Raw genomic sequence first — 18,474 nt, 5'->3', positions numbered from 1 at the left:
CGGCACAAGGCCGCTTCCACAGGGTTCGAGGTGTCCTGTGGCAGCGGCCTTGTGTGGTGATTCGAGGGCGCGGCCCTCGGTACGCGCTTAGCGGGAAGCCAGCAGCGCCTTGCCGCGCGCCACCGCTGCACGCACTTGTGCCGGCGCGGTGCCGCCGATGTGGTTGCGCGCGTTCACCGAGCCTTCCAGGGTGAGTACGGCAAACACATCCTGCTCGATCTGATCGCTGAACTGACGCAGTTCGTCCAGGCTCATCTCGGCCAGGTCCTTGCCGGTGTCGACGCCGTACTTCACGGCGTGCCCGACAATCTCGTGGCAGTCGCGGAATGGCAGGCCGCGGCGAACCAGGTAGTCGGCAAGGTCGGTGGCGGTGGAGAAACCACGCAGCGCCGCTTCACGCATGATTGCGTGCTTGGGCTTGATCGCCGGGATCATGTCGGCAAAGGCACGCAGCGAGTCGCGCAGGGTGTCGGCGGCGTCGAACAGCGGTTCCTTGTCTTCCTGGTTATCCTTGTTGTAGGCCAGCGGCTGGCCTTTCATCAGCGTGAGCAGGCCGGTCAGGGCGCCGAACACGCGGCCGGTCTTGCCACGCACCAACTCCGGGACGTCCGGGTTCTTCTTCTGCGGCATGATCGAGCTACCGGTGCAGAAGCGATCAGGCAGGTCGATGAACTGGAACTGCGCACTGGTCCACAGCACCAGCTCTTCGGAGAAGCGCGACAGGTGCATCATCGCCACGCTGGCGGCCGCACAGAATTCGATGGCGAAGTCACGGTCCGAGACGCCGTCCAGCGAGTTGCCGGCCACGGCTTCGAAGCCCAGCAGCTTGCAGGTCAGCTCACGGTCGATCGGGTAGGTGGTGCCGGCCAGCGCCGCGCTGCCCAGCGGCATGCGGTTGGCGCGCTTGCGGCAGTCGACCAGGCGCTCGTAGTCGCGGCTGAGCATTTCGAACCAGGCCAGCAGATGGTGGCCGAAGGTCACCGGCTGGGCGGTCTGCAGGTGGGTGAAGCCGGGCATGACGGTTTCGGCTTCGCGCTCGGCCTGCTCCAGCAGACCCTGTTGCAGGCGGGTGATCTCGTCCAGGATCAGGTCGATCTCGTCACGCAGCCACAGGCGGATGTCGGTGGCGACCTGGTCGTTGCGGCTACGGCCGGTGTGCAGTTTCTTGCCAGTGATACCAATGCGGTCGGTCAGGCGCGCCTCGATGTTCATGTGCACGTCTTCGAGGTCGACACGCCAGTCGAACTGACCCGCTTCGATTTCACCCTGGATGGTTTGCAGGCCATCAATGATGGTGTCGCGCTCGGCGTCGGAGAGTACGCCGACCTGCGCCAGCATGGTGGCGTGGGCGATCGAACCCATGATGTCGTGACGGTACAGGCGCTTGTCGAAATCGACCGAGGCGGTGAAACGGGCGACGAAGGCGTCGACGGGCTCACTGAAGCGGCCGCCCCAGGACTGGTTGGTCTTGTCGGTGCTCATGGATCCACTCATAGAAGGCGTGAATGAAAAAGTGGCGCCGATCATAGCAGGGTTGGGCTTCGCTAAGCAGGGCGCCGGTCGCGAGAAAATTGCCGGTCTACGCCGGGTGGCGGGCGCCACAGGATATTCAACGATTGAACGGCAGTGTTCCACGGACCGTCTACAGTTGGACAGAGGACTGGCAGCGATTCTGCCAGACCAGTGAATCTTTGGCCTTCGCATGGGTCTGTAGCGTGACCGTTACAACGGTCACCGACTCCTGTCTACGCTTGTACCCACTGCGAGACTCACTCAGGAATCCAGCGCAATTATGAATGTCCTGATCGTTGATGATGAACCCCAGGCCCGCGAGCGCCTGAGCCGACTGCTTGGTGAGCTCGAGGGCTATACGGTGCTTGAGCCCAGTGCCACCAATGGCGAGGAGGCCCTGGCGCTGATCGATAGCCTCAAACCCGATGTCGTCCTGCTGGACACCCGCATGCCGGGCCTCGATGGACTGCAGGTGGCGGCGCGTCTGTGCGAACGCGAGGCGCCACCGGCGCTGGTGTTCTGCCTCGATGACGACGAGCAGGAGGCATTCAGCCAGAGCGCCCTCAGCCATGTAGGTCGCACGACCCAGCCCCAGGCCCTGCGCGATGCCCTGCGCAAGGCGGAAAAACCCAACCGCACCCAGCTCGCCGCCCTGACCCGCCCGTCCACCGAAAGCGGAGGCGGCCCGCGCAGTCATATCAGTGCGCGAACGCGCAAGGGTATCGAGCTGATTCCCCTGCCCCAGGTGATCTACTTCATTGCCGACCACAAGTACGTGACCTTGCGCCACGAGTCTGGCGAAGTGCTGCTGGACGAGCCGCTGAAATCGCTGGAAGACGAATTCGGCGAGCGCTTCGTGCGTATCCATCGCAACGCCCTGGTGGCCCGCGAGCGTATCGAGCGCCTGCAGCGCACACCGCTGGGGCATTTCCAGCTGTTTCTCAAAGGCCTCGACGGCGATGCCCTGACTGTCAGCCGCCGGCATGTGGCCGGTGTGCGCAAGATGATGCAGACGCTCTGACCGAGGTGAATGCCGGCCGCTGCCAGGGATGGCGGGCCAGGTGATGACCTGGATCTGCTAGCGAGGCTGGCGGAGCTGTTATCATCGGCGGCATTTCTCTGCTTCGGGGCGTTACATGTCCACTCGCGAAATCCGCATTGCTACCCGTAAAAGTGCCCTGGCCCTGTGGCAGGCCGACTATGTCAAAGCTCGCCTTGAGCAGGCCCATCCGGGCCTGGTCGTGACCCTGGTGCCGATGGTCAGCCGCGGCGACAAGCTGCTCGACTCGCCCCTGGCGAAAATCGGCGGCAAGGGCCTGTTCGTCAAGGAACTGGAAACCGCCCTGCTCGACAACGAAGCCGATATCGCCGTGCATTCGATGAAGGATGTGCCCATGGACTTCCCCGAGGGCCTGGGGCTGTACTGCATCTGCGAGCGCGAAGACCCGCGCGACGCCTTCGTTTCCAACACGTTCGACAGCCTTGAGGCGCTACCGGCCGGCAGCGTCGTCGGCACCTCCAGCCTGCGCCGCCAGGCCCAGTTGCTGGCGCGCCGCCCTGATCTGGAAATCCGCTTTCTGCGCGGCAACGTCAATACCCGCCTGGCCAAGCTCGACGCCGGTGAGTACGACGCCATCATCCTGGCTGCCGCAGGCTTGATCCGCCTGGGCTTCGAAGACCGCATCACCTCCAGCATCAGTGTCGATGACAGCCTGCCGGCCGGTGGCCAGGGTGCTGTCGGTATCGAGTGTCGCAGCGCCGACAGTGAGATCCACGCCTTGCTGGCGCCGCTCAACCACCCCGATACCGCTGACCGTGTGAAGGCCGAGCGGGCGATGAACAAGCACCTCAACGGTGGCTGCCAGGTACCGATCGCCTGCTATGCCGTGCTTGAAGGCGATCAATTGTGGCTGCGTGGCCTGGTCGGCCAGCCCAGTGGCGGGACGTTACTGATGGCAGATGCCCGCGCCCCGCGTGCCGACGCCGAAACCCTGGGCGTGCAGGTGGCCGAAGACCTGCTGGGGCAGGGCGCCGAGGCGATCCTCAAGGAAGTCTACGGCGAGGCCGGCCATCCGTGAGCGGCTGGCGCCTGCTGCTGACCCGCCCCGAAGAGGAGTGCGCGGCTTTGGCGCAGAGCCTGGCTGCTGTCGGAATCGCCAGCAGCCGCTTGCCCTTGCTGGCGATCGACCCGCTGACCCTGGATCAAACGGCCCAGGCGCGACTGGCCGACATCGGCCAGTACCAGGCGATCATCGTGGTGAGCAAGCCTGCGGCGCGCCTGCTGCTCGAGCGGCTTGCCGACGAGGGCATCGCGGCGCCGCTCCAGGGCTGGTTCACTGTGGGTGAGGCGACGGCACGCATTCTCCAGGCTGCCGATCTGCAGGTGACGTTCCCTACAGCGGGTGATGACAGCGAGGCCTTGCTCGGTCTATCTGTCCTGCGAGAGGCTGTCGCAGTTCCTACAGCACGCGTCCTGATTGTCCGTGGTGTCGGTGGTCGTGAATGGCTGGCCGAGCGTCTTGGTGAGCAAGGTGCTAGTGTCGATTATCTGGAACTGTATGAACGTCGCCTGCCGGATTATCCCCCAGGCAGCCTGATGCGCCGGATCCAAGCGGAACGCCTGAACGGGCTGGTGGTCAGCAGTGGGCAGGGTTTCGAACACCTGCTCCAGCTGGCCGGTGCGGATTGGCCGCGTCTGGCGGGGCTTGCGCTGTTCGTGCCAAGCCCGCGCGTGGCCGAACAGGCCAGGGCGGCAGGCGCCCAACAGGTTGTGGATTGCCGTGGCGCGAGCGCCGCGGCCTTGCTGGCAGCCGTGCAGCGCAGCGCTGCACCTGCCTCCTAAGGCGTCGAGCGGATTGCGACGACGCCCCCATGCAAAGGATGGATACGTGAGCGAGACTGTCTTGTCCAACAACGAACAACCTTCGGCGATCGATGCGCCGCAGACTCCCGTCGAGCAGCCGGCCAAGCGCGCCGGCAATGGCCTGGCCCTGCTGGCGCTGTTGATCGGCGCCGCCGGTGTGGCCGTCGGTGGTTGGGGCGCATGGCAGGTGCGCCAACTGCAAGGCAGCGAGCAGGGGCAGGGCGAGCATATCGAGGCGCTGAACCAGCGCGCCGAAGCGCTGCAACAACGCCAGCAGCAATTCGGCTCGCAACTCGCGACCTTGCCCGCAGCCAGCGAACTCGAAGACCGCCGCCGCCTGGTGGCACAGTTGCAGAGTGACCAGCAAAGGCTCAGCCAGCGCCTGGAAACCGTGCTTGGCGAAAGCCGCAAGGAGTGGCGTCTGGCCGAGGCCGAGCATCTGTTGCGCCTGGCCACCCTGCGCCTGTCGGCGCTGCAGGATATCGCCAGTGCCAAGGCGTTGGTCGAAGGTGCCGACGAGATCCTGCGCGAGCAGAGCGACCCGGGCGCCTTCGCGGCGCGCGAGCAACTGGCGCGCAGCCTGGCGACGCTCAACAGCACCGAGCAACCCGACCGTACCGGATTGTTCCTCAAGCTCGCCGCCCAGCGCGAGCAGGTACAGCAACTGAGTGCCCAGTCGCCTGAATTCAACAGCGATGCCGATGCCCTTGGTGCGCTGACCGCCGACGGCGATGGTGCAAGCCGCCTGTCCCGGTGGTGGGCAGAGATTTCCAAGTACTTCCAGATCGATTTCGACGCTGACCAGAACGTACGCCCGTTGCTGGCCGGGCAATCGCTCAACCAGCTGCGTCTCGCGTTGAGCCTCACCATCGAGCAGGCCCAGTGGGCGGCGCTCAATGGCCAGGCCAAGGTCTACAGCCAGGCGCTGGACGATGCGCGCAGCGTGCTATTGGCCAACTTCAACCCGGACAACCCGCAAAGCAAGGCCATGCTCGACAGCCTCAACGCACTGGCCGAGCAGCCCGTCTCGGTGGTCGTGCCTGACCTGAGCGAAAGCCTCGCCGCTGTGCAGGCCTATATCCAGCGGCGCCATCTGCCGGCCGAAGGCGAAGGGGGCAAGCCATGAAGCGTGTCTACCTGCTGGCGGTGGTGGCGATCGTCATCGCCGCGGCCTTGGGCGTCGCCATCGCCAAGCACAGTGGCTATGTTCTGATCGCCTATGGCGGCTTCCGTTACCAGTCAGGGCTGTGGGCGGCGCTCGCGGCACTGGTGGTGCTGGTGCTGGCGCTGCTGTTGCTGCGTTACCTGGTCGGCCTGGTGCTGGCCTCCAGCGGGGTGGTCAACCCTTGGTCGCGACGCAATCGCAGCCGACGTGTGCGTATCGCCATCGAGCAGGGCCAACTGGACCTCGCCGAAGGTCGTTGGGCCAGCGCTCAGCGCCACCTGCACCGCGCCGCCGAAGCCGAGCGTCAACCCTTGCTGTACTATCTCGGCGCCGCCCGCGCGGCCAACGAGCAGGGGCGCACCGAAGACAGCGACAACCTGCTCGAGCGCGCCTTGGAGCGTCAGCCCCAGGCGGAGCTGGGTATCGCCCTGACCCATGCGCAGCTGCAGATGGACCGCGGCGACAGTGACGGTGCCTTGGAAACCCTGCTGGCGATGCAGGCACGGCATCCGCACAACGCCCAGGTGCTGCGTTTGCTCCAGCGGTTGCACCGCGAGCGCGGTGACTGGCCGGCGTTGATCCGCCTGCTGCCGGACCTGCGCAAGGGCAAGGTACTGCCGGGCAACGAGCTGGCCGAGCTGGAGCAGCGTGCCTGGGGCCAGAACCTGACGCTGGCCGTAACCCGGGGCGAGGACTCTCAAGCCGCCCGCCAGTCGCTGGAGCGCGCCTGGCAACAGCTCACCTCGGCCCAGCGCCAGGAGCCGCAACTGGTGCTGGCCTATGCCGAGCAACTGCGCCAGGTCGACGCCCAGGGTGAAGCCGAGCAGGTGCTGCGTACTGCGCTGAAGCGTCAGTTCGAAAGCCACCTGGCGCGCCTTTATGGCCTGGTACGCGGCGACGACCCGGCGCGCCAGTTGCAGACGGCCGAAGGCTGGCTCAAGGATCATCCCCAAGACCCCAGCTTGCTGCTTACCCTGGGTCGCCTGAGCCTGCAGAACCGCCTATGGGGCAAGGCGCGCGACTACCTCGAAAGCAGCCTGCGCATGGAGCGCAACCCGGAAACCTGCGCCGAGCTTGCGCGGTTGTTGGCTGGGTTGGGCGAGACCGAGCGCAGCAACCAGCTGTTCCAGGAGGGCCTTGGCCTACTGGACGAGCGCTTGCTGGCCTTGCCGTTGCCTGAGGGTGTGCACGCTTCCTGAGCTCGCCTGGGCCATTGCGTAGCCCGATCGCAACACAAGGCAGCACCTGCTGCCTTGTGTTGCGATCGGGCACATTCAATGGGCTATTTCCCGTGGCAGTGGTAGGACGGTATCTGCCCAGTGGCGAAGCTTCGGATATCTCCTACCAAGATCCGTAAACTTTCCCTTTGAATCAGCGACTTGTCCCAGCTGTAGTAACTTGAAACAGTGATCCTCTTTCCTCTACCGTTTCAAGCCCCTACTGCTCTTCCGGGATTTCCATCACTCATGTCGCTGGCTCGCTCGCGCTCCTTGTTCTTTGCAGCCTTCTTCGCCTCGCTCGCCACCTTGAGCGGGGCGAGTTTGCTTGAGAACTGGCTCGGCCTGGTTCCGTGCCCCCTGTGCCTGACCCAGCGCCTGTTGCTGGGGCTCTACGCCCTGGTCTGCCTGTGCGCCATGCTGCATGCCCCGGGCGCAGCCGGCATGCGTGTCTATGCGTGGCTGGCAGGTGGTTTTTCCTGTGCCGGTGTCGCCTTGGCGTCACGACAGGTGTGGCTGCAAGGTGAGTGGCTTGCGGTTACCCCCGAACCTTTCGCGCATACACTCCAGCGCTCCTGGCCAGAGGCGTTGGAGCGTCTGCTGATCGGCGGCTCCGAATGTGTTTCGATCAGCTGGAGCTTCCTCGACCTCACGCTCCCCGAATGGAGCCTGATGGCCTTCCTGCTGCTGACGGCGCTGCCCTTGTACTACCTGCTGGCGTATCGTTTCCGCAACCCTGGCGGCAGTTGACCCAGCGCAATTGCGCGACCAATGGTCCCGTGCCTGGGCATCAAACGCTTGTATGAACTTAGTCCACTGCGTACCTTGATGGTCAGCACGCGCGGGAATAATCTCCCGTGCACGCACATTGAAAACATACGGTTCGATGCCGCTCTGCGGATGTCACCTTTGTGTCGCGTAGTTGTGACGCGAGGTGCAGCGGCATCTGCCCAGCTAGGGATGAGACTGCCATGCTCGATAGTTGCCAGAACGCCCAGGAACGATGGGGCGGGGTTCACAAGCTGATCGACCGTTGGCTGAAGGAGCGTCATGAACTGGTGCAGGCCTTCCGCGCACTGCGCGATGCCAAGCCAGCCTTCGCCGACAAGGACAAGAACCGCGACTTCTGCGCGGTCCTGGTCGACTACGTGTCGGCCTGGCATTTCGAGGTCAGCGAGCAGTTGGTCACTGAAGCCAAGGCTTTCGGCGACGAGCAGGCGCTCAAGCTGGCCGAGGAAATCAACCCCCGGATCAATGACATCACCCAGATCGCTCTGGCTTTCAATGACCATTGCGAGAAAGGCGAGTGCACGGATACCGAGCGTTTCGCCGATAAGCTCGGCAAGCTGGGCAGCCTGTTGCACGAACGCTTCGAGCTCGAAGACTGCCTGATCGAAGTGCTGCACAACGCGCACAAGGAAGAGGATGCGGTACAGGCCTGACGGCCTGTCTCAGTCGCCAACTGCCAGCAGTTCGATTTCGAACACCAGCGGGGTATAGGGCGCGATCAGGTCGCCCGCCCCATCGGCGCCATAAGCCTGCGCCGACGGAATCACCAGTCGCCACTTGGCGCCTGCCTTCATGTGTGGCAATGCCACCTGCCATCCTTCGATCACCGAGCCCAGGCTGAACCACTGCGGTTGCTGGCTCTGGTCGAACACCGAGCCGTCCGGCAGCTTGCCGACATACCGAACCTGCACTTTCCCACCCGCCTTGGGTTGCGCGCCGCTGCCGCTGGCCAGCTCGCTGTAGAGCACACCCTCGGGCAGTTCGTGCACGCCGCTGCGGGCGCGCTCGTTGGCTATGAAGCGTTTCTCTGCGACCAGCAGCTTGTCGACCTGCGCCTGCTGTGCGGCAGCGTTCGCCTGCTCGTCATGCTGTTGGAGGATCGCCTGCATGCGCGTCTTGTCGATGCGCGGCGGCTGGCCTTGGTAGGCCTGGCGCAGACCCTCGACCAGCGCATCGAGCTGCAGGTCGGGCATCTCCTGGCGCAGGCGTTCTCCAAGGCTTGCGCCCAGGCTGTAGGCCAGGTCCTGGTCATTGGCGGGGGGCGTTTGAGGGGCGGCCAGGGCAGAGGCTGCCAACAGGCTCAAGCCGAGAATCAGATAACGAGGCACGGGCAACTCCTGCGGCGATGAAGGCGAAGTATGCCAGCCTTTGTTGTCGGCCAATGTGTAAATGTCAGCAATCATTTAATCGACTACTACACTTGCACCGAGCTGCAAGATAACAACTTTGCCCAGGCATGCAACGCGGCGCAAACAATACTGTCAACATGCCCTAGCGGCGGTAGCAGCAGAAGCATAGTATGAGCCGCAATCTCGTCAGCCAGGAGGTAAGCCATGTCGGCCAAAAAGAAGCCCGTCAGTACGCCGTTGCATCTGCTCCAGCAACTTTCCGGTAGCCTGCTCGAACATCTGGAAGAGGCTTGCTCGCAAGCGCTGGCGGATGCAGAGAAACTGCTCGCCAAGTTGGAAAAACAACGCGGCAAGGCGCAGGAGAAACTGCACAATGCCCGCCTGAAGTTGCAGGACTCTGCCAAGGCCGGCAAGGCCAAGGCACAAAGCAAGGCCCAAGGGGCAGTCGGTGAACTTGAAGCACTTCTCGATTCGCTGAAAGATCGCCAGACCCAGACGCGTACCTATATTCAGCAACTCAAGCGCGATGCCCAGGAGAGCCTGAAACTGGCCCAGGGTGTTGGCAAGGTGCGTGAAGCCGCTGGCAAGGCACTCGGCCTGCGTGCGGCAGCCAAGCCTGCGACCAAGGCTGCTGCAAAACCTGCTGCAAAACCTGCCACCAAGGTCGCGGCCGCCAAGCCTGCCACCAAGGCTCCTGCTGCCAAGCCCGCCGCCAAGGCACCCGTGAAAACCGCCGCTGCCAAGCCTGCTGCTAAAGCCGCCGCCAAACCGGCCGCTGCCAAGGCTCCGGCCAAAGCGGTAGCCGCCAAGCCTGCTGCGAAAACCGCTGCGGCCAAACCTGCTGCTGCCAAATCCGCTGCCAAACCTGCGGCTGCCAAGGCCCCGGCCAAGCCAGCAGCCAAAGCAGCTGCGGCCAAACCTGCGACCAAGCCAGCTGCAGCCAAGCCGGTTGCCGCCAAACCAGCAGCCAAACCGGCAGCCGCTAAACCTGCTGCCAAGCCCGCTGCTGCCAAAGCTCCAGCCAAAGCCGCCGCCAAGCCGGTTGCAGCCAAGCCTGCAGCGGCTGCCAAACCACCAGCTAAACCAACAGCCAAGCCAGCGGCAGCCAAACCTGCCGTGAAGCCAGCAGCGGCAAAACCGGCTGCGAAACCAGCAGCCAAACCTGCTGCGAAACCTGCCGCCAAGCCAGCTGCCACCAAGGCTCCTGCCAAGCCTGTCGAAGCCAAGCCCGCAGCTCCTGCTGCCAGCAGCACTCCGGCTTCTCCAGCGCCATCGGCTCCGGCCAGCACCCCGGCTCAGTCGCCGTCTTCGGCGTCCTGAAGCGCTCTGGCCGCGGCGCGCAGCTGATGCAGCGCGTCGTGGTCACGGGCCTGGTCCGGCGCTAGCCGCTCCAGCCAATCGTCGGCGTGTCCGTCCGGGCTCGCCGACCACTTTGCGGCGCACATCTGCAACCGCGCCAGCAAGGTTCGCTCCGCCTCCAGCTCCAGGCCTTTCACCTGCTCCCGTAATGCCGCCAGGTGCGGATCGCCTTGTGCCTGTGCACGCCACGCCTGACGCAGCGTGCGCAAGGGTGTAACCACCTCTTGCTGCCAGGGGCCGGCCAGTTGCCGTAGTGCTTCCACCCGCCGCGCATCGGGGGCTACCCGCCGTGCCTGCAGCCAGGTGCCGCACAGCAGGAGGCAGACATCGCCGCCCAAGGCCTGCAAGGTCAGGCAGGCATTCTCGACCCCTGGACGGCCGTAGAGGGCCAGGGCGTGGTTCCACAATTCGCTGTGCATGATTCGACTCGCGCCAATGATCGAGTGGCCTGTGTGGGCCACCCGGAAGCTGATAGACTCCGCGACCATCATGATCAGACTATCCAACCTCACTTTACAGCGTGGTCCTCAGCGCTTGCTAGAAGGCGCCGAGATGACCCTGCACACCGGTCACAAGGCCGGCCTCATCGGCGCCAACGGCGCCGGCAAATCCAGCCTGTTCGCCCTGCTGCGCGGTGAGTTGTCGCCCGACGCCGGCGATTGCCAGATCCCCGCCGATTGGCGCATCGCTCACATGCGCCAGGAGGTCGACACCCTTGATCGCCTGGCGGTGGACTATGTGCTCGACGGCGACCTGCGCCTGCGCAAGGTTCAGGCTGACCTGGCTGCTGCCGAGCAGGCCCATGACGGCACGGCGCTGGCGCGCCTGCACAGTGAGCTGGACAGCGCCGACGGCTACACCGCCGACGCTCGCGCCCGCAAGCTGCTGGCCGGGCTGGGCTTCACCGCCGAGCAGATGGACCGCCGCGTCGGCGACTTCTCCGGTGGCTGGCGGATGCGCCTGAACCTGGCCCAGGCGCTGATGTGCCCGTCCGACCTGCTGTTGCTCGACGAGCCCACCAACCACCTGGACCTCGACGCGATCCTCTGGCTCGAAGACTGGCTCAAGGGTTATCCGGGCACGCTGCTGCTGATCTCCCACGACCGCGACTTCCTCGATGCCGTGGTCGACCATGTGCTGCATGTCGAACAGCGCAAGCTCAATCTCTACAAGGGCGGCTACAGCGCCTTCGAGCGCACCCGCGCCGAGCGTCTGGCGCAGCAGCAGCAGGCTTACGAGAAGCAGCAGGCGCAGCGCGCGCACATGGAAAAGTACATCGCTCGCTTCAAGGCCCAGGCCACCAAGGCCCGCCAGGCGCAGAGCCGGATCAAGGCCCTGGAGCGCATGGAGGAGCTGTCGGCGGCGCATGTCGACTCGCCGTTCGACTTCGTCTTCCGCGAAGCCCACAAGATCTCCAGCCCCCTGCTCGACCTCGCCGAAGGACGCCTGGGTTATGGCGACAAGACCATTCTCGAGAAGGTCAAGCTGCAACTCACCCCCGGTGCGCGCATCGGCCTGCTCGGCCCGAATGGTGCCGGCAAGTCCACCTTGATCAAGAACCTGGCGGGCGAACTCGAACCGCTGTCCGGGCGCCTGGCGCGTGGCGAGAACCTCGCTGTCGGCTACTTCGCCCAGCATCAGCTCGACTCGCTGGACGACAAGGCCAGCCCGCTGCTGCATCTGCAGCGCCTCGCCCCGGCAGAGCGCGAGCAGACCCTGCGCGACTTCCTCGGCGGCTTCGACTTCCGTGGCGATCGCATCGACGAGCCGGTGGTCAACTTCTCCGGTGGCGAGAAGGCCCGCCTGGCCCTGGCACTGATCGCCTGGGAGCGGCCGAACCTGCTGCTGCTCGACGAACCGACCAACCACCTCGATCTCGAGATGCGCCTGGCCCTGACCATGGCGTTGCAGGAGTTCGCCGGTGCCGTGGTGGTCGTGTCCCACGACCGTCACCTGCTCAAGAGCACCACCAACGACTTCCTGCTGGTGGCCGATGGCAAGGTCGACACCTTCGATGGCGACCTGGACGACTACAGCCGCTGGCTGATCGACTACCGCCAGCGCACCGCCCCGGTCAGCAACACGCCGGTCAACCCGGACAAGACCGACAAGAAGGCCCAGCGCCAGGCCGCCGCCGCCCTGCGTCAGCAACTGGCACCGCACAAGAAGGCCGCCGACAAGCTGGAGACCGAACTGGGCCAGGTGCACGCGCAACTGGCCGAGATCGAGACCGCGCTGGGCGACAGTGGCCTCTACGACGCCGCCCGCAAGGATGAACTGCGCGACCTGCTGGCCCGCCAGACCAAGCTCAAGCAGCGCGAAGGCGAGCTTGAAGAGGCCTGGATGGAGGCGCTGGAAACGCTGGAAAGCATGCAGGCCGAGCTGGAGGCGCTGTCCTGATGGAGGCGCTGCGCTCGCTGTTGCCGGGGCAATGGATGGATGCGTTCTGGCTGGGCTTGCAGATCCTGCTGATCCTGGCGCTGGCCTTCGTGCTGCAGCGCGTTGTCGCCCGCACCTTGAGCCGTCTCGGCCAGCGCTACCCGCTGCCGCCGGAGCTGCTGGTGCCGGTGCGCGGCGGTTTACGCTGGCTGATCATGGGCAGTGCGCTGCTGTTCGTGCTGGAGCGCATGGGCGTGTCGGCCACGGTGTTGTGGACGGCGCTGTCGGGCTTCGTCGCGGTGGCGGCGGTGGCGTTCTTCGCGATCTGGAGCGTGCTGTCGAACCTGCTGTGCGCGGTGCTGATATTCACCGTCGGGCCGTTTCGCATTGGCGACGTGGTCGAGCTGGTCGATACCCTCGACAAGCCGGGGGTGAAGGGACGGGTGATCGCCATCAACCTGCTGTACACCACGCTGATGGAAACGCCGGAGGCGGGTGGGGCGCTGGTGCAGGTGCCCAACAGTCAGTTCTTCCAGAAGTCGGTGCGGCGCTGGCGGGGGACTGAGGTGCAGGGCGCCAACAACGGTACATCGGCCGAGACTGATTGAACCTCTGCCGACCCTGTCGCGGGGCCGGCCAAGGCACAGAAAAAACCAGGGCCTCGCCACAAATTCCACTGGTTATTTTTTCACCAAAACCTTAGCTTAACGTTTTGCAACATTCGTTCGAGCGAGGTGTGTGATGTCGATGGAAACCTGGTTGGCCTTCTTTGCCGCGTGCTGGGTCATCAGCCTGTCGCCGGGGGCCGGGGCCATCGCCTCGATGTCCAGCGGCCTGCAATACGGTTTCTGGCGTGGCTACTGGAACGCCCTGGGCCTGCAACTGGGCCTGATCGTGCAGATCGCCATCATCGCCGCCGGTGTCGGCGCGATCCTCGCCGCATCGGCTACTGCCTTCCAGATCATCAAGTGGTTCGGTGTCGCCTACCTCGTGTACCTGGCGTACCGGCAATGGCGTGCGCTGCCGATGGACATGAGCGAAGAGTCTGCCGTGCGCCCCATCGGCAAGCCATTGAGCCTGGTGTTCCGGGGCTTTCTGGTCAACGTCAGCAACCCCAAGGCGCTGGTGTTCATGCTTGCGGTGTTGCCGCAGTTCATCGACCCGCACCAGCCACTGCTGGCGCAATACCTGGCGATCACCGCGACCATGATCAGCGTCGACATGCTGGTGATGGCGGGTTACACCGGCTTGGCCTCGCGGGTGCTGCGCCTGTTGCGCACGCCGAAACAGCAGAAGCGCCTGAACCGTACCTTCGCAGGGCTGTTCATCGGTGCGGCGACCTTCCTCGCCACCTTGCGTCGCGCGCCGATCTGATCGTCCGGTCATGCCATGAAGGGGCCCACAGCGGCCCCTTTTTTCATGGTGCAGCGCATTCGATCGAGTCAGGGTGGGGTCTACGCTGTCTAGTGGTAGGCAATTCAAACCAGGCCAAGCCGGAGGCATGCACCATGGACGCACCGATTCATCCGTTCTCTGAAATCTTCAAGCAACTGGGCCTTGATGACGACCCGGTCGAGATCGACCGTTTCATCACTACCCACTCGCCGCTGGACGATGGCGTGAAACTGGTGGATGCGCCGTTCTGGAACGACTCCCAGCGCGCGTTCCTCAAGGAAAACTACATCGCCGATTCCGATTGGATAGTCATGATCGATCAACTGAACGAGGCGCTGCACCCACGCAAGCAATAAAGCGCCGAGCGGCACCTGATGGTTGATTTCAGCGTTGCTATGCTCAGGAAAACAATAAGGGGATAGCGCGATGAAAGATCCCTACGCACCAGGCTTCTGGTGCACCGTGATGATCCTGGGCACCCTGACGGCTGGCTACTTCTACGGTATCCGGCACACCCATCAGATGAACCAGGCGGTGCAGTTCCTGTATGCCGCCGCTGCGGTCACCGCGGCGGTGGCGCTCTGCGGCCTGGCGTGGATCGCCTGGCAGCAGTTGCACCTGAACAAGCGTGAAGTGGCCCAGGGCCGAACGCTGGTGGCCATCTGGAACACCAAGGTCGCCCTGCGTCGGGTCGAAACGGTGTTCGACCGCTATTTCTGGGGCAGCTACTGGCATTCCGGACGCACCTTCGAGGAGGTCATGGGCGAGCTCAAGGGCACGCCGCTGGACCAGTGCCTGGATGCGCTCAAGCGCCAGTGCCGAGCGCTGGACCGGGAGGTGCACGATCACCATCATCACTGGCTGGCCAATGCCCGTGACCTGTCTAGCGTGGCCACGGCCATGGCGCGTGAGCGGTATCAGCTCGACCTGTGCGACCCGCAGGGGCGTGACGGTGGTAATACCGCGGTGCTCAATCGTGACCTGGAGGTGTTGGTGTACACCTGGTCGGCGCGTCTGCGCAGCTTCGATCATCAGCTGGACGAGCTGGAGCGCGCCTACCACTGAACCGGCGGCTCATTCGCCGCGGATGTACTGTTCCAGTTGCAGGATCAGGTTGGCCTGTTCGGCAATGGTTTCCTTGACCAGGTCGCCGATCGACAGCAGGCCCAGCAGTTGGCCATTGTCGACCACCGGCAGGTGGCGCAGGTGACGGTTGGTCATCAGGTTCATGCAGTACTCAAGGTTCTGCTTGGGATCGACGGTGACCACCGGCGAACTCATGATCTCGCGTACGGGCGTGGCTGCCGACGATCGGCCCTTGAGCACCAGCTTGCGCGCATAGTCGCGTTCGCTGACGATGCCCACCACTTGTTTGTTCTCCACCACGGGCAGCGCGCCGATGTTCTTTTCTGCCAGCAGCTTCAGCGCCTCGAGCACCGAGTCGTCAGGCCCGATGGTGTAGACGGTCTGGTGCTGGGACTTGGTCTTGAGTATCTGTTCGACGTTCTTCATGAGGGCCTCGTGGGTGGAAAAAGCGCTGTCCTGGAATAAATAAAGCATCCGGGACCGCGCTCTGCACGGCAATGCAGGAAACGGCATCGAGGCGATTGAAAAACGTCATTGGTCGCGGCGCACGAGGGCCGACGGGCGGCCCTCGCCGGGATTCGCTCAGAGCTTGGGCATCTGCCCGATCCGCGCGACCATCTCGCTGATCACCTGCAGGTCGAGCATGAACTGCTCCACGGTCTTGAACTCGTTGTCGTTGTGGCCGGTGTACTTCACGCCGGGCATCGACAGGCCGAACTGTACGCCGTTGGGCAAGTCGTGCACCGAGGTGGCGCCAGCAGAGGTGCCGAACTCATGGGGCAGGCCGAGGTTCTCGGTGGCCACATCCAGCAGCGCCTTCACCCACTCGCCTTCGGGGTTGCGGTACATCGGCTCGTCCAGGGTGTACTCGAAGGCCACCGAGGTGTGGCTGGTACGCGCCCAATCACCGAGCTTGTCAGCCAATTCGTCCTTGATCGTGTCGATCGGCTTGCCTTTCGGGATGCGCAGGTTCACCGCCAGCTTCAGGGCTTTCTGGTCCAGGCCGACGTAGGTCAGCGAGGCGGTCAGCGGCCCCATGAAATCGTCCTTGAAACCGACCCCCAGTTTGGTGCCCAGGTAGTCCAGCCCCCAGTTGTCGGCGGCGTAGCGGGCGGCATCGGTGATGTGGTTGTGCTTGAGCGGCACGCGATCGCCCAGGCCGTTGAGGAAGTCGAGCATGCGTGCCACCGGGTTGACCCCTGACTGTGGCGAGGAGGAGTGCGCGGAGACGCCGGTCACGGTCAGGATCACCTGCTTGCCGGAGACCACGGTGTCGATCTTGAAGTCCTTGCCATTGGCCTTGCGGTACTCGTTGCCAGCCTTTTTCAGACGCCGGGCCAGATCGGCCGGATGGTCACCGATCAGCGTCGCCACCGAGGTGGTGGGGATCTGGTTGGTGGCCAGGCCGCCTGTGAGGTTGATCACCTCGGCGCCCTTGCCTTCACCCGCGCGCTTGCTGAAGCTGGCCATGACGGTGCCATAGCCCTTCTCGGCGATCACCACCGGGTAGCCGCCATCCAGCGCCAGGTTGTAGTCCGGCGTGGCGTTGCGGGCGAAGTAGTAGGGAATGGCGTCGCCGGAGGTTTCTTCGGTGGTATCCACCAACAGCTTGAACTGACGCGCCAGTGGCAGCTTCTCGTCCTTGGCGACCTTCAGTGCGTAGAGCGCGACGACGATGCCGTTCTTGTCATCCTCGGTGCCACGGCCGTACATGCGATCACCCACCAGGGTGACCTTGAACGGATCGAGGCGCGTGCCGTCCTCCAGCTTCCAGTTGTCCGGATTGACCGGCACCACGTCGGCGTGGGCATGGATGCCGATCACTTCCTTGCCTTCGCCGAGGGTGATCTCGTAGACGCGGTTGTCGATGTTGCGGAACTCAAGGCCGAAGCTTTCGGCCAGTGCCTTGATCTTGTCGGCGATCTTGTGGAACTCGGGGTTCTCATGCTGTGGCAGGCCCTCGACCTGGAAGGTCGGGATCTCTACCAGCTCGCGCAGGGTCTGGGTGGCGGCCTTGCCGTACTTGATGCGGGTGTACAGGCCCAGCAGGCGGTTGATTTCGTTCTGCTGCTCGGCGGCGAGCGGTTTGCCGGCGAGATAGGCCTTGAGGGTTTCGTCGAGCTTGTCGGCCTTGGCCAGTTCGCTGTTGGCCAGCTTGTCGATGAATTGCTTGAAGTCGGCCGGGTCGCTGCCATCGTAGGCCTTGAGGATGGCGGCAGACTGTTGCGGGTTGAGGTTGGCGTGGGCTGGGATGGCGAACAGCGCAAGGCTGGCGAGCATCACGGAGACGGCAGAAAGCTTGGGCAAGGGCATGGGTAAGCGCATTCCTTCGCGAAGGGTTTAAAAGGGATGTCCATTGGTAGGAAACATGCCCACGCTAACACCAATGGGCGGTGTCGGGGGAGGGGCGGGAACGCGACGTGGCGCACAAACGAAAAAGCCCCGGGAGATTTCCCGGGGCTTTCGGAGATGGCGCACTCGGCGGGATTCGAACCCACGACCCCTGCCTTCGGAGGGCAGTACTCTATCCAGCTGAGCTACGAGTGCAACGCGGCGCAATGATACCCATCTGCGCCGGTGGCGTCCATCGCCTTGATCCATGGGTGTTTTTCCCGGGGGACCGGCGCTGCCTGCTTCGCGGGCAAACCCGCGAAGAGGTCACCAGAGTACTGGATGGCTCAATGCACGCTGTTGCGCGCTATCTCCAGATCATTCATCAACCCCTTGGCCAGGGCGCTGAGGTAGTGCAGTGCCGTTACTGCGGCAGGGCGCGCGTCTTCCTGGTCGCTCAGGTCACGGATGCAGCCGAGCACGACCGAGACTTCCTCCAGCACCCGTTCCAGCGGTACGCCGGGCTGCACCCTGAACATGTCCAGGAATGTGGCGATGCCGGCAGTGGTGTAGTGATTCGATTGATCGTCCATGGACATTCCCTCAGATCCGGTTCAAGGCATGTTCAACCAGTGCCCGCGCGGTTTCGGCGCTTTGGGCAGCGTTGGCCAGCATGTTCAGGCCGGGCGCTCCGGCGCAGGAGCGGCAGTGTTCGTCGATGGTCTCGGCAACGCCGAGCAGCAGTGCGCTGGCGTGGGCCAGGGCGTCGGGGGCGATCATGTCGGTTTGGATGGAGAAGGCGGGATTGGTGATGAGGGTGAGGCGGGGTGGGTCGGGGACGCGTTTTTTCATGGCTACAGCTCCGTCTTGTTAGAGCTGCCGCAGATCCGTGGCTAAACGAATAGGTGGCAGCTGTACGCGGGTTAGCCAACCGGGAAGACGGCACCCGGCGCACCCGAAGGTGCCCCACGCACAGCCGCCATGAAGCACCAGAGCAATGCTCTGGAATAGTGGAGGCGAGGTGCGACC

Annotated in this window: 20 protein-coding genes and 1 tRNA gene; 13 read left to right on the top strand and 8 right to left on the bottom strand. The window is 64.2% G+C overall.

What is annotated here, in order from left to right; all coding sequences use genetic code 11:
* Positions 1-87: 87 nt before the first annotated feature.
* Positions 88-1,482 carry an argininosuccinate lyase gene (gene argH / locus ACNFHO_RS09265; protein WP_063542128.1) on the bottom strand — a complete coding sequence of 465 codons (1,395 nt, stop codon included), beginning with the start codon at positions 1,480-1,482 and terminating at the stop codon, positions 88-90.
* Between the two features lie 310 nt (positions 1,483-1,792).
* Between argH and ACNFHO_RS09260 the strand changes: the two genes are divergently transcribed.
* The 7 genes from ACNFHO_RS09260 (at position 1,793) to ACNFHO_RS09230 (ending at position 8,199) form a co-directional block, all read left to right on the top strand.
* On the top strand, positions 1,793-2,533 hold the full coding sequence (locus ACNFHO_RS09260; protein ID WP_054891613.1) for a LytR/AlgR family response regulator transcription factor: 741 nt from the start codon (positions 1,793-1,795) through the stop codon (positions 2,531-2,533).
* A 115-nt stretch (positions 2,534-2,648) separates the two neighbouring features.
* Entirely contained in the window at positions 2,649-3,590 is a 942-nt protein-coding gene (gene hemC, locus ACNFHO_RS09255; RefSeq protein ID WP_112897100.1) for a hydroxymethylbilane synthase, read from the top strand.
* Positions 3,587-4,354 carry a uroporphyrinogen-III synthase gene (locus tag ACNFHO_RS09250; RefSeq protein ID WP_063542134.1) on the top strand — a complete coding sequence of 256 codons (768 nt, stop codon included), beginning with the start codon at positions 3,587-3,589 and terminating at the stop codon, positions 4,352-4,354. The genes hemC and ACNFHO_RS09250 overlap by 4 nt, the downstream gene beginning before the upstream one ends.
* Before the next feature lie 46 nt (positions 4,355-4,400).
* Positions 4,401-5,501, top strand: coding sequence for a uroporphyrinogen-III C-methyltransferase (locus tag ACNFHO_RS09245; protein ID WP_416766042.1), 1,101 nt, complete (start codon positions 4,401-4,403; stop codon positions 5,499-5,501).
* Positions 5,498-6,739, top strand: a complete 1,242-nt coding sequence (locus ACNFHO_RS09240; protein ID WP_416766040.1) for a heme biosynthesis HemY N-terminal domain-containing protein — start codon at positions 5,498-5,500, stop codon at positions 6,737-6,739. Before ACNFHO_RS09245 ends, ACNFHO_RS09240 begins: the two co-directional genes overlap by 4 nt.
* Positions 6,740-7,006: 267 nt before the next feature.
* Entirely contained in the window at positions 7,007-7,507 is a 501-nt protein-coding gene (locus ACNFHO_RS09235; protein ID WP_153772498.1) for a disulfide bond formation protein B, read from the top strand.
* A gap of 221 nt (positions 7,508-7,728) precedes the next feature.
* The gene (locus tag ACNFHO_RS09230) at positions 7,729-8,199 is read left to right on the top strand and encodes an Rsd/AlgQ family anti-sigma factor (RefSeq protein ID WP_063542142.1); all 471 of its coding nucleotides are present in this window, start codon (positions 7,729-7,731) and stop codon (positions 8,197-8,199) included.
* A gap of 9 nt (positions 8,200-8,208) precedes the next feature.
* On the opposite strand, the gene ACNFHO_RS09225 is transcribed toward ACNFHO_RS09230, so the two are convergent.
* Positions 8,209-8,874, bottom strand: a complete 666-nt coding sequence (locus tag ACNFHO_RS09225) for an FKBP-type peptidyl-prolyl cis-trans isomerase (RefSeq protein WP_416766038.1) — start codon at positions 8,872-8,874, stop codon at positions 8,209-8,211.
* Positions 8,875-9,099: 225 nt separating this feature from the next.
* On the opposite strand from ACNFHO_RS09225, the gene ACNFHO_RS09220 reads away from it, so the two are divergent.
* On the top strand, positions 9,100-10,215 hold the full coding sequence (locus tag ACNFHO_RS09220) for an AlgP family protein (RefSeq protein WP_416766036.1): 1,116 nt from the start codon (positions 9,100-9,102) through the stop codon (positions 10,213-10,215).
* Here ACNFHO_RS09220 and ACNFHO_RS09215 read toward each other — a convergent pair.
* Positions 10,191-10,673, bottom strand: a complete 483-nt coding sequence (locus tag ACNFHO_RS09215) for a TIGR02444 family protein (RefSeq protein WP_414154603.1) — start codon at positions 10,671-10,673, stop codon at positions 10,191-10,193. The genes ACNFHO_RS09220 and ACNFHO_RS09215 overlap by 25 nt on opposite strands.
* A 70-nt stretch (positions 10,674-10,743) precedes the next feature.
* On the opposite strand from ACNFHO_RS09215, the gene ACNFHO_RS09210 reads away from it, so the two are divergent.
* The 5 genes from ACNFHO_RS09210 (at position 10,744) to ACNFHO_RS09190 (ending at position 15,093) form a co-directional block, all read left to right on the top strand.
* On the top strand, positions 10,744-12,654 hold the full coding sequence (locus ACNFHO_RS09210; RefSeq protein WP_063542148.1) for an ATP-binding cassette domain-containing protein: 1,911 nt from the start codon (positions 10,744-10,746) through the stop codon (positions 12,652-12,654).
* The gene (locus tag ACNFHO_RS09205) at positions 12,654-13,241 is read left to right on the top strand and encodes a mechanosensitive ion channel domain-containing protein (RefSeq protein ID WP_063542150.1); all 588 of its coding nucleotides are present in this window, start codon (positions 12,654-12,656) and stop codon (positions 13,239-13,241) included. The genes ACNFHO_RS09210 and ACNFHO_RS09205 overlap by 1 nt, the downstream gene beginning before the upstream one ends.
* Before the next feature lie 133 nt (positions 13,242-13,374).
* Entirely contained in the window at positions 13,375-14,007 is a 633-nt protein-coding gene (locus ACNFHO_RS09200) for a LysE family transporter (RefSeq protein WP_054891623.1), read from the top strand.
* Between the two features lie 134 nt (positions 14,008-14,141).
* Positions 14,142-14,384: a DUF2789 domain-containing protein gene (locus ACNFHO_RS09195; protein WP_054891624.1), complete on the top strand. Its 243-nt coding sequence runs from the start codon at positions 14,142-14,144 to the stop codon at positions 14,382-14,384.
* 70 nt (positions 14,385-14,454) lie between these two features.
* Positions 14,455-15,093 carry a hypothetical protein gene (locus ACNFHO_RS09190; protein WP_054891625.1) on the top strand — a complete coding sequence of 213 codons (639 nt, stop codon included), beginning with the start codon at positions 14,455-14,457 and terminating at the stop codon, positions 15,091-15,093.
* 9 nt (positions 15,094-15,102) lie between these two features.
* Here ACNFHO_RS09190 and ACNFHO_RS09185 read toward each other — a convergent pair whose 3' ends face one another.
* The 5 genes from ACNFHO_RS09185 to ACNFHO_RS09165 all read right to left on the bottom strand — a co-directional run bounded on the left by ACNFHO_RS09185 (position 15,103) and on the right by ACNFHO_RS09165 (position 18,297).
* Positions 15,103-15,540, bottom strand: a complete 438-nt coding sequence (locus ACNFHO_RS09185; RefSeq protein WP_063542152.1) for a CBS domain-containing protein — start codon at positions 15,538-15,540, stop codon at positions 15,103-15,105.
* 156 nt (positions 15,541-15,696) lie between these two features.
* Complete coding sequence (locus ACNFHO_RS09180) at positions 15,697-17,427, bottom strand: dipeptidase (protein ID WP_112897105.1); 1,731 nt, start codon at positions 17,425-17,427, stop codon at positions 15,697-15,699.
* 157 nt (positions 17,428-17,584) lie between these two features.
* A tRNA-Arg gene (locus tag ACNFHO_RS09175) sits at positions 17,585-17,661 on the bottom strand.
* A 131-nt stretch (positions 17,662-17,792) separates the two neighbouring features.
* On the bottom strand, positions 17,793-18,038 hold the full coding sequence (locus tag ACNFHO_RS09170; RefSeq protein WP_153772492.1) for a DUF3077 domain-containing protein: 246 nt from the start codon (positions 18,036-18,038) through the stop codon (positions 17,793-17,795).
* 10 nt (positions 18,039-18,048) lie between these two features.
* Positions 18,049-18,297, bottom strand: a complete 249-nt coding sequence (locus ACNFHO_RS09165) for a hypothetical protein (RefSeq protein WP_063542158.1) — start codon at positions 18,295-18,297, stop codon at positions 18,049-18,051.
* Positions 18,298-18,474 lie beyond the last annotated feature (177 nt).

Source organism: Pseudomonas sp. NY15374, from assembly GCF_048068255.1.
In the GTDB taxonomy this organism is placed as follows: Bacteria; Pseudomonadota; Gammaproteobacteria; order Pseudomonadales; family Pseudomonadaceae; genus Aquipseudomonas; species Aquipseudomonas machongensis.
The sequence above is the reverse complement of the archived record's forward strand: the minus strand, read 5'-3'. Positions and strand labels throughout refer to the sequence as shown.

Coding starts and splice junctions, on each gene's coding strand:
- argH (WP_063542128.1), bottom strand. CDS start 1,482: ATGAGCACCGACAAGACCAACCAGTCCTGGGGCGGCCGCTTCAGTGAG.
- ACNFHO_RS09260 (WP_054891613.1), top strand. CDS start 1,793: ATGAATGTCCTGATCGTTGATGATGAACCCCAGGCCCGCGAGCGCCTG.
- hemC (WP_112897100.1), top strand. CDS start 2,649: ATGTCCACTCGCGAAATCCGCATTGCTACCCGTAAAAGTGCCCTGGCC.
- ACNFHO_RS09240 (WP_416766040.1), top strand. CDS start 5,498: ATGAAGCGTGTCTACCTGCTGGCGGTGGTGGCGATCGTCATCGCCGCG.
- ACNFHO_RS09235 (WP_153772498.1), top strand. CDS start 7,007: ATGTCGCTGGCTCGCTCGCGCTCCTTGTTCTTTGCAGCCTTCTTCGCC.
- ACNFHO_RS09230 (WP_063542142.1), top strand. CDS start 7,729: ATGCTCGATAGTTGCCAGAACGCCCAGGAACGATGGGGCGGGGTTCAC.
- ACNFHO_RS09220 (WP_416766036.1), top strand. CDS start 9,100: ATGTCGGCCAAAAAGAAGCCCGTCAGTACGCCGTTGCATCTGCTCCAG.
- ACNFHO_RS09215 (WP_414154603.1), bottom strand. CDS start 10,673: ATGCACAGCGAATTGTGGAACCACGCCCTGGCCCTCTACGGCCGTCCA.
- ACNFHO_RS09210 (WP_063542148.1), top strand. CDS start 10,744: ATGATCAGACTATCCAACCTCACTTTACAGCGTGGTCCTCAGCGCTTG.
- ACNFHO_RS09205 (WP_063542150.1), top strand. CDS start 12,654: ATGGAGGCGCTGCGCTCGCTGTTGCCGGGGCAATGGATGGATGCGTTC.
- ACNFHO_RS09200 (WP_054891623.1), top strand. CDS start 13,375: ATGTCGATGGAAACCTGGTTGGCCTTCTTTGCCGCGTGCTGGGTCATC.
- ACNFHO_RS09195 (WP_054891624.1), top strand. CDS start 14,142: ATGGACGCACCGATTCATCCGTTCTCTGAAATCTTCAAGCAACTGGGC.
- ACNFHO_RS09190 (WP_054891625.1), top strand. CDS start 14,455: ATGAAAGATCCCTACGCACCAGGCTTCTGGTGCACCGTGATGATCCTG.
- ACNFHO_RS09185 (WP_063542152.1), bottom strand. CDS start 15,540: ATGAAGAACGTCGAACAGATACTCAAGACCAAGTCCCAGCACCAGACC.
- ACNFHO_RS09180 (WP_112897105.1), bottom strand. CDS start 17,427: ATGCCCTTGCCCAAGCTTTCTGCCGTCTCCGTGATGCTCGCCAGCCTT.
- ACNFHO_RS09170 (WP_153772492.1), bottom strand. CDS start 18,038: ATGGACGATCAATCGAATCACTACACCACTGCCGGCATCGCCACATTC.
- ACNFHO_RS09165 (WP_063542158.1), bottom strand. CDS start 18,297: ATGAAAAAACGCGTCCCCGACCCACCCCGCCTCACCCTCATCACCAAT.